Below are 13,894 nucleotides of genomic sequence, written 5' to 3'. Positions count from 1 at the left end.
TTTTAATTAAAGGTTAATGAAGTTTTTTAATAGTTGTTCACCTGTCTCATGGCTTTTTTCTGGATGATATTGTACTCCATAAATATTGTCTTTTTCAACAGCAGAAGTAAACTTATATTCAAAGTCTGTTTCATTCAAAATATCACTTTTTTGATTTGCAATAAAATGGTAGGAATGAACAAAATAAAACTCTGATTGGCTACCAATTTCCTTCATCAAAAGGCTTTCTTTATTAATATGTACTTGATTCCATCCCATGTGGGGTACTTTATATCTTAATTTATTGCTTATGCTAAAGTTGACCACATTGGCATCTATCCATCCTAATCCTTCACAATTACCTTCTTCACTATTATTTGCCATAAGTTGCATTCCCAAACAAATTCCTAATATTGGTTTTTTATCAATTAAGGTAAACTTATTCAATGCAGGAATTAGATTTAGGTTATTTAAGTTCTCCATAGCTTTCTTAAAGTGCCCCACACCAGGTAAAACTATTTTATTGGCAGACTCAATTTCGTGGGGGTCAGATGTAATGATAACATTCACTTTAAGCCTGTCAAACTTTTTCTTAACAGAGTTTAAGTTACCCATGCCATAATCAATAATAATTATTTTATCTCCCATAATTATTTAAAATAATCCTTTTTTTTTTAATATTTGTTTGATGAAATATTGTTAATAATAGCTGATAACTCTTTTACTTGGAATTTTCTGGAAAATTTTTCGATACCTACAGAATTACACGAAATAAATCCATTTTCTTGAAATTCCATATATAAATTTTTCAAGTATTCGTATAAATGAGATTCATCATTTATGATTATTCCAGAATTTGTAGAATCAATAACATCCTTTTGTAAATGTTTACTTTCTGAGTTAAATTCTTTTATTAGAAAATATTTCTTTTTTAACTCCATTGCTTTTGGGTCATTTTCATAACAAAGGAGTATAAGCCTTTTTAAGGCCAAATAATCAAATATTTTCGTACCAAGGATAGAATAATCATTGAACAGAATTAAAATACTATTTGAAGCAAGTTTTTCTTTGAGTAATTGATTTGGCAATCTTGGAGAAATTGAAACTAGCGTTTTTAAGTAGGGATATTTAGCTTCAAGAATGTTATTTATTTTTTCCTCATTTGATACTCCATAAAAATTGATATTTATTCTAGCCTTTTCGTTTTTACTGAAATCATTACAAACCATTAAAAAACTTTCAAGGGGGTGCCAATCGTAAATGGTTCCTACAAATCCAATATTCAGGATATCAGTTTCTTGAGAAATATTCCTAATATTTTCAATATTATCAGGATCAAATCCATTAGGGAGTATATGGAATTTTTTTTCTTTTAATAAACTACTGATTTGTTTCTCCACAAAGGAGGAAACTGTAATAATAGAATTTAAATTTGTTGTGCATTTTTTTTCCCAGAAAGCTTCCCAATTATGTAATAAAAAATTTTTCTTCCTACTTTTATCCTGTATCCATGGATCCCTATAATCGGCTATCCAGGGAATTTTATATTTCTTACTTAAAATTGAAGCATACCTAAATAGAATAAATGGATCTCCTGTTGCTATTATTGCTTCTACATTATTTGAATTTAGATATTTTTTTGCAGCAAAATATAATTGCACTTTAGGTCCAATCATCCAAATCCACTGACTAAATTCAAAAAATGCAGAAATTAATTTTCGGAGAAGCTTGAACTTTGATTCCCCATATTTTAGCATTATTCGATTACCCAAATTAGGTTTGTAGGGAGTTTTTAAAATTGTTCCATATTCAGAGTTTTCTTCAATAACCTCAGAAGAATCACCAGGAGCAATGTAATCAAGGTGGTTACCATATTTATTTCCCCATTGTCTTGTCACAACTATAGGATAAATTCCATACTCTTTTAAATATCTATACCATGCATAGGGTCTCAAACCTCCCACAGAGACATAGGGTGGGAAATCATATGCCAGAATTAAAACTCTTTTCATTTAAAAACCTCAAGTAAAGTCTCTTCTTGTTTCTCCCAATTTAAATTTCTTATAAATGCTTCCTTACCATTAGATCCATTTGCTAATAATTTCTTATTGTTTGAAATTTTTGTTATTTCTTCAGCAATATTTTTTGGATCATCATTTTTTAATATTAATCCACAATTAACTTCCTTAATTAAATTCGAACTTTCAGGTAAAGAATTGGAAAAGATAAATAGACTTCCAGCCATATATTCAAACACTTTATTAGGAAGAGTTAATTCTTTTGATTTATTAATTGGTTGAATAAAAAGGATTCCAATGTCGGCTGAGGCTGTATACCTCAATAACTTTTCAAAAGGTACTTTTTCTAAAAAATGGACATTTGAAACATTGAGGTCCTTTTTTAACTGTTCGAGATCATTTTTAATTGGTCCATCACCTAAAATAACAAAATGTTCATTTTGATTTAATAAAGAACAGGCCTGGATCATTTTTTCTAATCCTCTTCCTTTATTTAAGACACCTTGGTACAATAAGATCAAACTTGTGTTAGGTAATTTTAAAACCTCTCTTAGCAAATTATTTCTATCGAAAAGGTTTGAAGCTAACCTTGGAAAGTTTTTTATTACCTTGATTTTTCTTAAATCATATTTTTTTTCAAAGTAAAACTTAAAGCTATCACATACTGTAATAAATTCATCAATATTTTTAACTAGCCTTTTTTCTTGAAGGGAATGGTAAATTTTATTTATTTCAATAAATAATTTCCCGTAGATTGCCTTTAAGCCTTTAGTAGGAAAAAACTGATTAATTGTTTCAATATATATCTCATGAGAGTCATAAATAAGTTTAATTCTTTTATTTACCTTTTTTAATTTAACCCCAAGTGCTAAAAGTGGATAATCATTACAATAGATAATATCATAGGTGGAAATATTCTTCAATATGCTATTTTCTATTTCCTTAAATTTATTCTGAAACTTAAAGTTTTGAGTTATCCAATTTCCATAGATTGAATTTGAAAATAGATTTACATTTTTATTAAATAACTCTTTATCATTCTCTTGACCATCAATATAATACAAGTCTACATTATGAATTAAAGAAAGTGATTCAATAATTCTTCGAACCCTTCCATCATTTTTTATGGGGCCATCCAATAGGATGGCAATTTTTTTTTTCTTCATTAGAAATAATTTACTGAATTCTTTGCATAGAAGTTAATTCAAAATTTATTTCTGATCACACTTCGCAAATAAAGTTTCCTATTGCTAGATAATCGAATGCTTTTTGTTTAAGTGCTTTAATTGCATCTTGAGGGGAAGCTACAATTGGTTCTTCATGCATATTGAAGCTAGTATTAATGACTCCAGGGATTCCACTTAATTTATGATATTCCTCAATAATTTTATGAAATGACGGGTTATCCTCTTTTCTTACTACCTGAGGCCTAGCAGTACCATCAATATGAGTAGTTGCTTGCATTTTATCCTTCCAATTTTCTTTTACATCATAAGTAATAGTCATAAAATTAGAAGCTTTAGAAGCTACTCCCTTAGAATAATTTTCAAATAGATTTGGAGCTTCCTCTTCTAACACAGAGGGAGCAAAAGGCATAAATTCAGTTCTGTTAAGTTTTTTGTTTAGCCAGTCATTGATAGATTTATCTGTTGGGCTTCCTAATAAACTTCTATTTCCTAAGGCTCTGGGACCATATTCCATTCCTCCGTTAAATCTTCCTATTACTTTACCAGAATGGATATATTTTGCAATTTCAGCTTCAATATTATCTGATTTTCTATAGTTTAAATTGCTGTTTTTTAAGGCAGATTCAATTTCATTATCATTATAACTATTGCCAAAGTAAACATTATTTGGACTATAGGAATCATATGCTTTTTCATTTAAATCGTATAAGCAGTATAAAGCAGCTCCTACAGAGCATCCACCATCACCCATATTTTGATGAATAAAGACAAATTCTACACCTTCTATTTCAGAAATTACTTGATTTATTCGCACATTGGCAAATAATCCTCCAGCAAGAACAACATTTTTATTTGGATATTTTTTTAAAAAATGCTTAACATATTCAACCGCAATATCTTCAGAAATCTTTTGAACAGCTGCAGCTAAGTCTTTCATATGTTCCTTTGGATGGAAGTTCTTTTCTAAAAACCTCCGCATACTGTCAATATGTGGAACTCCAAAATTTTCATTGTTTATTATTCGAATAAGAGTATTTATTTTGCTCAGATATTTGTTCTTTTCTATGTTGTCCTCTTTAAATTCAAAAGATTCTTTTTCTGGATTAAAGGACAAAAATTGTTTTAAATCGTTATAATATTTCTCAGGGTTTCCAAATGCAGCCAATCCGGTTATTTTTCCTTCATGCCTATTCCTTTTAAAACCCAAAAATCTGGTAATTTCAGAATAAAATCGTCCTGGAGAGCAAGCTGCACTGGCTGAGGAAATTCTTTTTAATTTTCCATCCTCGATTATGGAAGCTGTAGCACAAAGACCATCTCCTGCTCCATCTATGGTTATGGTCAAAGCATCTTTTTTTCCACTTGTATAAAATGCGCTTGCAGCGTGGCAGGTATGGTGATCAATAATTGAAAGCTCGGTATTTTCGAAACCAAGTTCATTTATCTTTTCTCTAATAACCTTTTTAGTATAATTTTTTGATTCTTCTAAATAATTATTGGAATTATTTTGTTTACCATTTCCAGTAAGATTCTTTATTATTAAGGATTTTACCTGACTAAATTTACTTTCTACTGATAAGTCGTTAAAAAGATCTCTTTCCTTTTTAAATTCTAAATCCTTCGACATATAATATTCTTCAACAAAAGTATATATAGGATGAAAAAGGGCCTCGACCGTAGTAGCTATTTTGGAAATTTCATTCTTATTAATGTTCGCATTTTTTAATACTTGTTCAATAGCCATATATGGAAATCCTGTAATATACTTTACTCTTGTAAGCCTTTCTTCAGCAATTGCACCTACTATTTCTCCTTTATAATTAATTAATGCAGCCGTTGCATCGTGCCCAATATGAATACCTAAAATGTATGACATAATCTTGTTAAAATTTATTGTTAAGTCTTAAATTGAGTTTAATGAAAGAATTTTTTGTAATAAGTTTATGTTTTTAGTATAAGTGTGATGATTGTTAAAATAAAATTTTCCTGATTTTCCAATACGTTTTCTTTCGTTTGGATTTTCTATTAACATTGAAATATAATTTATCCATTCTTCATAATCTCTTGCAATTAAGCAATTATCATTGTGAATTAATTCAGGGTAAGATTCACAAGGTGAAATAACTACAGGAATGGAACTGCATAAAAATTCAAGAGTTTTCATAGGAGACTTTGCTCTTAATCTCTCCGTATTGGAGGTATAGGGAACAATTCCTATATCAACAGATGAAAGCCAGTCATAGTAGTTGAAGTCCTTTTCTGTCCATTTTTTTAATTTTAGCTGTTTTAAAGGAAGGGAAATCTCTCCTCTACACAAAAATTCAAATGATATTTTCTTTGAATACCTTTTTTCTAAAGCAATCAAAGCCTCTTTAATTTTAATAAGTTCGAGGGCATTTCCTGGGTTTCCCATCCACCCAATAACCAATTCTTTATTTTTTTGATTTCCGTCTTTTTGATAATATTTATTTGGTTCTATGGTAAGAGGCAATAAAAATGTGTAAGGATTAATTTTTTTAAAATATTCGAAAAGAAAAGGAGAAGAAACAGTTATTTTATCTGCAATTAAAGCTGTTTCATTAACAAGGGATTTATTATGAAGATAATCGGCATCGTAATAATCTACAATTAAAACTTTGCCTAGTTTTTTTATCAATTTTTCAAATAAGGGATCCTTTAAAGGATAAAAAGGGATAAAATTCCTTTGAAGCCAAATAATTTCATAATTTCTAATTTTTAGAAATGTTTTAGTTCTTTTAAACAATACAAGAAAATGAAAAAAATAGTTTTTTATGTTTAGGCCGGGAGTTATCCATTTTTCAAATTGATCTTTTTCAGAGGCCCAAAATACATCAAATTCTTGATTTCTATTATTAAAGTGTTTTTTCCAATTGCCAATTCGAATATTTCCTCCAGGGTAGTTTTTAGGTAAATATGGCAAAGCAGCAATTCTATTTTTTTTCTTTTTTTTCAGAATAAAAATAGATGTTTTTATAGCCGTGATTATTAACCATAAAATACCTATATAAAATGAATCTAATATTTTAAGCAATACTTTATTCATCCAATTCTTTGATAAAAAATGCATCTGCTTGAAGAAAAGTACCATCTATAGTACTTTGAGAAATATTTTCTAATCCTCTTAATAAAAATCCATATTTTTTTAAAAAATCATATAAAGATTCAAATGATACGCTATTCTTATAAAGGCTATTGAAACTTACTTCTGTTATAAGAATTTTTACTTTGCTTAGGAATTCATGTGCTCCTTGAAGTACAAAAAGTTCTGCTCCTTGTACATCCATTTTTAAAAGAATATCATTCTCTAAGTATTCTTGTGTTGTTGACCATTTATCTAATGTGGAGGTTTTTATAGTGATTTTTGTATTTTCTGATGTATGGGGATAAGCTTTTTTATGAAGGTTATCCATTTCCAATAGTGAGCTTGAACCTGTATTATTATCACAAATAAAAAAACTTGATTCACCTTCTAAGTTTGATAACCCATAATTGAAGGCGTTAAACTTTTTGTCTCCATCAAAATTTTGCAATAGTTTTTGATAAGAATTTGGAATAGGTTCAAAACTATAAATGGATGCATCACGAAACCAACCCCTAGCTTTAATTGCAAAACCGCCATTACTCGCTCCAACATCAATAATCGTTTTAATATTTAGATTTTTTAGCCAGTTATACTGTACCAACTGTACTTTTTCCTCTGTTTCATTATAAGGTTTAATTATTTTACCCTTTTTTCGTAAATAAGATTTAATAGTATTTTTCAAAAATTTTTTCACGATGTTTAGTCTTTACATTAATAATTTCATGGTAAAATTTAGAGTTTGAATAACTTTTTCATCATTTCTACATAATAGCTATACATTTGCGGAATATTTAAAAATATGCTGGCAAAAGTTTTTTCAAATAGTCTTTTTTATACATTCTCTAGCCTTTTTCTAAGGGCATCCTCAATTATATTTTTTCCAATTTTCTCTTATTATTTAAATCAGGCTGACTATGGAATATTATCTGTATCCCAAAGTATCACTGTATTAGTGACAAGTTTGGCGGGATTTGAATTACACAGGGCAATCACCAGGTTTATAAATTCTCCAGAAAGTCAAAAAAAATCGGAGTTTAGAAAAAAATTTTTGGGTAATATAATCCTTACTACCTTTATTAGTAATTCTGTATTCGTTTTATTTTTATTGTTATTTGGTTCTTTTTTTCTAAAACCAATTCTTAATAATATACCATTTTATCCATATATATTTTTTTCGTTAATTGGGATATTATTTAATTTTTTAGTCGATCTATATCGGGTATATCTAAAAGCTACCCATCAAGGAAAAGCTAGTTTTATTTTTGATATGGCTTTTTATTCTTCCAATATATTATTAAACTTATTTTTTGTTGTTGTTTTAAAAAAAGATGTAATTGGCATAATATATAGTACTATTGTTTGTGGATTTGTCTTTTCATCAATTTCCATATTTAAGCTATTTAAAGTTTCCTCATTTTCAATTAAAAAATCAATTCTCTTCCCTGTTATCAATTATGTACTTCCTTTAATTCCATTTATTTGGTTAGGAATGGGAGTAGAAACAGTTAGCACTCTATTTTTAAATATGGAAGAAGGAAAAGAAGTATCAGGTATTTATTATATTGCAATTACCTTTGCTACCATATTTTCTGCCATAAAAGAATCTATAATATCTGCCATTTCTCCTTGGTTTTTTGAATTTTACCAATCAAAAAAATATCTAATAAATAAATTGTTTATCCATATAATATTAGCTGGTGCTATAATTAATATGGGTATTTCCATATTTTCATTTGAAGTACTTACAATATTATCCAGTAAAAAAAGTCTAGTTGAAGCCTGGAAATATATTCCATTATTAAATATCGGACATCTTATTATTTTCATTGGTCAATTATTAAATCTTCCTATGTATTATACAAAATCAAAGACTAGCTATCTGATTTTGGCTAACCTTGGAGGATTTATTACCACATTTATTATTTCATTTCTTATAACTGAAAGCTACGGTATTCAAGGAGCCGTAATATCAAAAACCAGTGGATATTTTATTATGACTGTTATTAGTGGTATAATAAGTATAAATTTTATGAAGTTTGATATTAATTATTTTAATATCTTCATAATTGTACTATTTACCACAGTGCTTTCCTACCTCAATTTTTTACCGTTTAATTACCCCCTTTTACTCAGTTTAAAAATATTTATCTCTTTAGTGTTATTGTTTTTCTTTTTAAAACTTGTTCTTAAAAGTTATTTTGGTGTAAAGAGATTGTTTTTAACCTACAGGTCAAATCTTTTTAGAAAGTAATAAAATGTAAAAATTAATAAAGTAGCGAATGGCTGAATAAATGCCCAGGTAAATCCTAAAAAAGTCTGCGCATATCGAACTCTGTAATCCCTATAGGCAAGGATCAAAAACAAATCCTTATAGGAAAATAATTCTTTCAGATTAAGGCTTAAAGAAGACTTCCTCGAATCAATTATTATTTGGGAATCTTTCATTGATGAAATAGTCAAAAAAATTTCTCAATTGTTTAAAAAATAAGTGCCACTGTCCTAATAGTATCGCACTTTACACTGAGTTCAGCATCATGCTGGTTTCATTAAAAAATTCTGTGTGAAAAACGGAGAGGTTTTTTATTTATTGACTCAATGCTCAAATTTATTTTTGAAATTTTCACAGGTGTTCTGCCAATTGTATTCAGATCTTTAGATAGGGGCTTTAATTTAGGTTTTATTCACTCAAATAATTTAAAGTATATTCCGTTTAAAAGTCATCTAAAGTTTGGAAAAGGAGGGAGTGAACAAATTTTTAATGATGATTTTTTACCTAATTCGCTGTTCAAATTCCTCTTACCAGTTTAGACCTTATCTATAGAATAAAAATTTTTATGGGAATACCGATTGAATGAGGAGGTTAATAAAAATTCAATTGCCAGGTTTCATATTCTATTCTTATCAATGCTCCATATAGCTAAGTATCTTTTTAAGTATAACATCTGATGGCCTTCCTATTAATATTGGAATTTCCTTACCAGGAATTGACGGCAATTCTAGTAAGGAAACGACCCGTTTCCTTATAAGGAAATATGGACAATCCTAGTAAGCAAATGGTCCGTTTGCTTACTAGAAGCAGACACGTTCCTTACTACAAACGAACTATTTGCTTACTGGCAACTACCTGTTTTATTGTTATAATTTTGGAAAACCCTTCTGTAAGTTACCTGAAGCCCTTTTTGGAGAGAACTGTAATTCCTGTTCTGTAGTAATTACTATGGTTATAATGATTTAAAACCAGAAAGGAGACATGAATTAATTTAGAATGAGGAGAATAATTTTAAACTGTTTTTACTTTAGGAGTAATGATAAATAGGAGAAAAGGGAGGACTTTTTAATTTTTAAAACATAGTACAGATGTGCTTGTGAGCATGTTAAGAAATGTCTTTACCCATCAAATATCCAATGATATAATTTCCTGCTTAAAGGGGCTATTTATCTTTATTCCACAACTACCTTTTTTGTAAGGGTCTTTTCTCCAACCTGAACTGATACGAAATACAAGCCTGATTTTTCATCTTCAAAATTAAATGCTCTGCTAAAGTTGGCAGGAGTATTCAGGTAATTTTCCGTCAAGATAGTTTTCCCCAAAGTATTATAAATTGTAATACTTACTTTTTGATGGTTGGCATTTTCAATTTGAACCTTAAACTGTCCTTGAGTGGGATTTGGGTAAATGGTAATTGATTGAACCTCTGATGATTTTTTATTGTGAGAATCCTCTTTGGCCATGGCCACATTACTGAAGGTCAAAAGAGAAACTGTAAGGAAAAGAAAGGAAAGTAAAAAGTTTTTCATGACTATTAGTTTAAAATTATAGTCAAATCTACTTTCCTTATTTATTTACATAAAAAATGATGGAGTGAATAGGAAATTATTTGGAGTGAACCGGTTAAGTTACTTCAATTTAATAGGTGTATTTTCACTATCCACTTTTGCCCTGTCCATATTGGCTTTACTAACATCTACTCCTTCAAAATTCACATTTGTAAGATCGGTTTCCATGAGATTAGTTTTGTAAAGCTCAGCGCCATGTAAGTCTGCATTCATCAGGTTGGCACGCCATAAACTTGCATTGGTCAGATTAGATTCACTCAGGTCAGCATTTGCTAGGTTTACTCCTCTCAATACAGAATTGGTAAGATTGGCTCCTTTCAGGTTAGCCCCTCCGAAGTCAGCTCCGGTAAAGTCGGCATTACTCAGGTCTGCATCCTGTAAATCCGCATTTTTTAGGTTGGCTTTATTGAGGTTTACTCCGTGAAGATCGGCATGGGCAAGAAAACAGTTGGACAGGTTAACCCTGCTATTCCCAATTTTATTTAATCTTTTTATGAGACCTACAATGCGGTATTTGGCTTCTTTTTCATCCCATCCTCTAAAATCATCTATTTCCTCTTTATACCTTTCAACTTTTTGCCTTTTTTCCAAAAACTTATTGAGATAGGCCAGCAACACCCCAAATACAAACACGTCAAATATTAAACCGTGCGCTTCAATTAAGACATCACGACCATCATCAGTTTCAAGGTATTTAAAATCAAGAATGGCAATAATTAAAATTAAAAACAGGCCAACTACTACGGTGATTCCCACCGGAGTTTGAATTGACTTTAATAGACGGGCTATAAATCTTTGAAAGAATTTATCGAAACTTGATAAATGCCTTCCTTTTCTTCTTCTTTTCACTGTTAATTGAGTTAGTTTCCATACATGAGCTTGTTTGAAATTTAGGTTTTCAGGCGAAAACGTTCAGTTTTGGGTTCTCACGAAATAAGAAAACTTTTTAATAGCAGCGCTATTTAGAAGTTCTATTTTGAAGTGAGGTTCCATAAATGGACGTTTGCAGCGAAATAGATAAAATTTAAACATGCTCTAAAAAGGGGTGAACTCCTTTTCTTTAATTTAACAATATTTTTTCACAAAAGAAAGCCCCGAAAATGTTCAGATGAATCTTCGGTAATACTTTGTGATTGAATAGTGAAAATGATCAAAAAAGTAATGAGGATAAAATTATAACGAGTATTTCTAAAACCCTAATATTAAGGAATATACTTGTCCTGTTCTTTAGGAATCCATCCGAATTTATCAGGCTTTTATAATGTAATTTAAATAAAGGAGTGGCGGTAAAACAATACTATAATTTAGGGATATTTTTATTTTTTTGAAACTGCATTAAAAAAGCTGAGACAAAGATTTCAAATTTTCTTCGTCTCAGCTTAGGAAAGTATTAGCTTGCCAAATAAACTATTTACTGATTGTATTCCAGTTGAATGGGGAATGCATCATTGATTACCCCAATTTTATTACAGGCTGTTGGAGATATTAAGATCAATAAATTGGAGTCGGCAGCCATCTCCTGTGGAATTTGTCCAATAATTTTTACCGCAACAGATTTTCCATTTCCAGGATTTACAACCTTAATATAAGTACCATAAGGAGCGGATTTATGTAAGGCTACATTTTGCTGGGGTGCCTGACCGGTATTATCCTTTATCATTTTACCATATCCGGTTTCTTTTTTATAGGTTGGTAACTCTAGATTAACATCCGGGGTTAGACCTGCCATCTGAGCAGGATTTGCTGCATTGGCAGAAACTCCAACTCCAGCTGTACTACCCATTGTATTTCCTTTTACATCTGGAATATTAGCTCCGGAGGTATTTACAATTTTTCCATTAGCATCATAATAGTTATAACCTACAATTAAATCCTGTCCGGGATGAATATTTTCTTCAGATTCAATAGTATTCCATATTTTAATACTATCAACACTTACACTGGCTTGCCTGGCAAGGGCAAAAATATATTCTCCCTGTGCTACTTTGTGAACTTTTGGTTCTTTTGTTACCCAACCAGCAGAAGTAGAGGAAGCGGGGTTTTCGCCCAAGGTAGAATCTATGGCAACTACTCCGGCAGCGGGAAGAGTACCAGCAGGCTGATTGTAGTTATTGTTGGTAACAGCGGGATTTTCACCTGCCACCTGGTTATAGTCGGGGTTTGAAGGATTTGTAGCATTTTCACTTGCAGGTTGTGTATAATCAATCGTAGCTTCTGAAGCAGGTTGGTTATACTGATTTTCAGCAATTACAGTTCCTGTTGTCCCTGCAGCTACTGGCTGATTTGGTTTATTATTTTGAGGCTGTAAAGCATGTAATGGCACTTCAACTATCAATTGCTGACCTTCTTTTAAGACATCAGACTCCAGGGTATTAAGCTCTTTGAGTCTTTTTACATCCATTTTAAAATCCCTGGCTACTTTGTAGATATAATCCCCTTTCTGCACAGTATAAAGCCTTTTTATAATAATTGGCACTAAAACTACCTGATTAACATTTGGATTAGGAATACCGGGGTTAGCCTTTTTTATCTCAGATTCGGAAAGTCCGTATTTAGCTGCAATGGTAGTATAAGTTTCCCCTTGTTCCACCAAATAAAGGATATAATCCTGGTTATTAATTTTCTTTACCCCAATAGAATCAGCAGGAGAAGTTAATATATTCCCTATACTGAAAAATGAGATTGTTAGTAAGCTTAAAAAAATTAAAAAAGTCTTCATAAAATTATTTTTCCTTAAACAAAGTGCTTGACAAACATCAATATTTTATTTGCTTCAACTAATAAACAGTGAGAAGGTATTTATCACTAATAAACCACTAACCATACTACCGGACATCAATAAGCAGGAAAGGAAATATATTCCTTCATCCTCCCCCTAGCCTCCTAAAGAGGGGGAGGAATAGAATCAGCTTATTTCTTAAATTATCGAGCAGTACGAAAAGTAACTTAGTATAATCAGGAAATATCCAGTCCCCAAACTTTCGTTTTACCCTCTAAAAAAATTAAATATTTATGATTCAAAACAGAAAAGAGATTTTCTCCAATTCCTTTTAAATCCTTCTCCAAAATTGTTTTAAACAATATTTCTCCTTCCAAATTTAATATAAGTAAGTTACTAATTATTCCATTTTTATCTTTTTTGTAAAAACCTAAAATAATCCGTCCATTTATCTCAAGATAATCAATTATTCCAAAAGGTTCAGTAATTTGGGTCTCAACAAGAAACTTTTTTATGGTTTCAAAGTGTTCTGTTCCTTCTTCATATTTGAACGGGCTAAGAATTTCTTCATCTTCAGTAGATACAATTTCCTCACTTCTCTCTGTATTTATTATCCCATCTTTTGCATTCAGATAATAAAATTGCTTTTCCCCATCTTTATCCTCAGAAACTAGAATTTCTTTTTGCCGGATTTTTTCCAGTCGGTAGTTTTCATGATACCAAAGAATTTCTTTATCATTAATTGTCACTGCAATAATGCCTTTGGGCTGAGGAATTTCAGCATCCTCAAATTCAAAAAAATAAGCATTTCCGCTATCAGCTCCATAAATACTGGTCAGCCATTCCTCTTCAAACTGTAAACCTTCCCAGATAATTTCCCCGTTTTCATAGTTTAATGCAGAGAAATTAACTTCCCTGTTATCTCCATCTCTTATCTCCAGAATAATTTTATAATCCTTAGTGTCTGGAATAATCTTCCAGATTTGCCCTTCCGATTCGTATTCAAAAATTTTCCTTAATCCTGTGGTCAACTTTTTAGTTAATTTTGTGC

General features: G+C 30.4%; 12 protein-coding genes. 1 reads left to right on the top strand and 11 read right to left on the bottom strand.

The window, feature by feature from the left end; all coding sequences use genetic code 11:
* Nucleotides 1-6 precede the first annotated feature (6 nt).
* From hisH to A3EM_RS0111885, 6 genes are read right to left on the bottom strand one after another with little or no spacing between them, the layout of a single operon-like run.
* Nucleotides 7-627, bottom strand: a complete 621-nt coding sequence (gene hisH, locus A3EM_RS0111910) for an imidazole glycerol phosphate synthase subunit HisH (protein ID WP_020528442.1) — start codon at nt 625-627, stop codon at nt 7-9.
* A 26-nt stretch (nt 628-653) separates the two neighbouring features.
* Complete coding sequence (locus A3EM_RS0111905) at nt 654-1,991, bottom strand: glycosyltransferase (protein WP_020528441.1); 1,338 nt, start codon at nt 1,989-1,991, stop codon at nt 654-656.
* Nucleotides 1,988-3,163: a glycosyltransferase family 4 protein gene (locus tag A3EM_RS0111900; RefSeq protein ID WP_020528440.1), complete on the bottom strand. Its 1,176-nt coding sequence runs from the start codon at nt 3,161-3,163 to the stop codon at nt 1,988-1,990. Before A3EM_RS0111900 ends, A3EM_RS0111905 begins: the two co-directional genes overlap by 4 nt.
* A 55-nt stretch (nt 3,164-3,218) precedes the next feature.
* Complete coding sequence (locus A3EM_RS0111895) at nt 3,219-5,060, bottom strand: carbamoyltransferase family protein (RefSeq protein ID WP_020528439.1); 1,842 nt, start codon at nt 5,058-5,060, stop codon at nt 3,219-3,221.
* A 27-nt stretch (nt 5,061-5,087) separates the two neighbouring features.
* Complete coding sequence (locus A3EM_RS0111890; protein ID WP_020528438.1) at nt 5,088-6,248, bottom strand: glycosyltransferase family protein; 1,161 nt, start codon at nt 6,246-6,248, stop codon at nt 5,088-5,090.
* On the bottom strand, nt 6,241-6,981 hold the full coding sequence (locus A3EM_RS0111885) for an FkbM family methyltransferase (RefSeq protein ID WP_020528437.1): 741 nt from the start codon (nt 6,979-6,981) through the stop codon (nt 6,241-6,243). Before A3EM_RS0111885 ends, A3EM_RS0111890 begins: the two co-directional genes overlap by 8 nt.
* A 105-nt stretch (nt 6,982-7,086) precedes the next feature.
* Between A3EM_RS0111885 and A3EM_RS0111880 the strand changes: the two genes are divergently transcribed.
* A complete protein-coding gene (locus tag A3EM_RS0111880) occupies nt 7,087-8,538 on the top strand; it encodes a lipopolysaccharide biosynthesis protein (RefSeq protein ID WP_020528436.1) in 1,452 nt (483 codons plus the stop codon).
* Here the strand turns inward: A3EM_RS0111880 and A3EM_RS0111875 are convergent.
* The 5 genes from A3EM_RS0111875 to A3EM_RS0111850 form a co-directional block, all read right to left on the bottom strand.
* On the bottom strand, nt 8,511-8,732 hold the full coding sequence (locus tag A3EM_RS0111875; protein ID WP_020528435.1) for a hypothetical protein: 222 nt from the start codon (nt 8,730-8,732) through the stop codon (nt 8,511-8,513). The genes A3EM_RS0111880 and A3EM_RS0111875 overlap by 28 nt on opposite strands.
* Nucleotides 8,733-9,728: 996 nt before the next feature.
* Nucleotides 9,729-10,085, bottom strand: coding sequence for a T9SS type A sorting domain-containing protein (locus tag A3EM_RS0111865; RefSeq protein ID WP_020528433.1), 357 nt, complete (start codon nt 10,083-10,085; stop codon nt 9,729-9,731).
* Between the two features lie 99 nt (nt 10,086-10,184).
* Complete coding sequence (locus tag A3EM_RS45765; protein ID WP_052323352.1) at nt 10,185-10,973, bottom strand: pentapeptide repeat-containing protein; 789 nt, start codon at nt 10,971-10,973, stop codon at nt 10,185-10,187.
* 562 nt (nt 10,974-11,535) lie between these two features.
* Nucleotides 11,536-12,843, bottom strand: a complete 1,308-nt coding sequence (locus A3EM_RS0111855) for a LysM peptidoglycan-binding domain-containing protein (protein WP_020528431.1) — start codon at nt 12,841-12,843, stop codon at nt 11,536-11,538.
* 236 nt (nt 12,844-13,079) lie between these two features.
* The gene (locus A3EM_RS0111850; protein ID WP_157637850.1) at nt 13,080-13,874 is read right to left on the bottom strand and encodes a DUF4905 domain-containing protein; all 795 of its coding nucleotides are present in this window, start codon (nt 13,872-13,874) and stop codon (nt 13,080-13,082) included.
* Nucleotides 13,875-13,894 lie beyond the last annotated feature (20 nt).

Origin of the sequence: Flexithrix dorotheae DSM 6795, from assembly GCF_000379765.1 — a bacterium.
Classification (GTDB): Bacteria; Bacteroidota; Bacteroidia; order Cytophagales; family Flammeovirgaceae; genus Flexithrix; species Flexithrix dorotheae.
The sequence above is the reverse complement of the archived record's forward strand: the minus strand, read 5'-3'. Positions and strand labels throughout refer to the sequence as shown.

Excerpts from the sequence above, each read along its gene's own strand:
- A3EM_RS0111875 (WP_020528435.1), bottom strand. The coding sequence starts at position 8,732 with ATGAAAGATTCCCAAATAATAATTGATTCGAGGAAGTCTTCTTTAAGC.
- A3EM_RS0111890 (WP_020528438.1), bottom strand. The coding sequence starts at position 6,248 with ATGAATAAAGTATTGCTTAAAATATTAGATTCATTTTATATAGGTATT.
- A3EM_RS0111865 (WP_020528433.1), bottom strand. The coding sequence starts at position 10,085 with ATGAAAAACTTTTTACTTTCCTTTCTTTTCCTTACAGTTTCTCTTTTG.
- hisH (WP_020528442.1), bottom strand. The coding sequence starts at position 627 with ATGGGAGATAAAATAATTATTATTGATTATGGCATGGGTAACTTAAAC.
- A3EM_RS0111880 (WP_020528436.1), top strand. The coding sequence starts at position 7,087 with ATGCTGGCAAAAGTTTTTTCAAATAGTCTTTTTTATACATTCTCTAGC.
- A3EM_RS0111895 (WP_020528439.1), bottom strand. The coding sequence starts at position 5,060 with ATGTCATACATTTTAGGTATTCATATTGGGCACGATGCAACGGCTGCA.
- A3EM_RS0111905 (WP_020528441.1), bottom strand. The coding sequence starts at position 1,991 with ATGAAAAGAGTTTTAATTCTGGCATATGATTTCCCACCCTATGTCTCT.
- A3EM_RS0111900 (WP_020528440.1), bottom strand. The coding sequence starts at position 3,163 with ATGAAGAAAAAAAAAATTGCCATCCTATTGGATGGCCCCATAAAAAAT.
- A3EM_RS0111855 (WP_020528431.1), bottom strand. The coding sequence starts at position 12,843 with ATGAAGACTTTTTTAATTTTTTTAAGCTTACTAACAATCTCATTTTTC.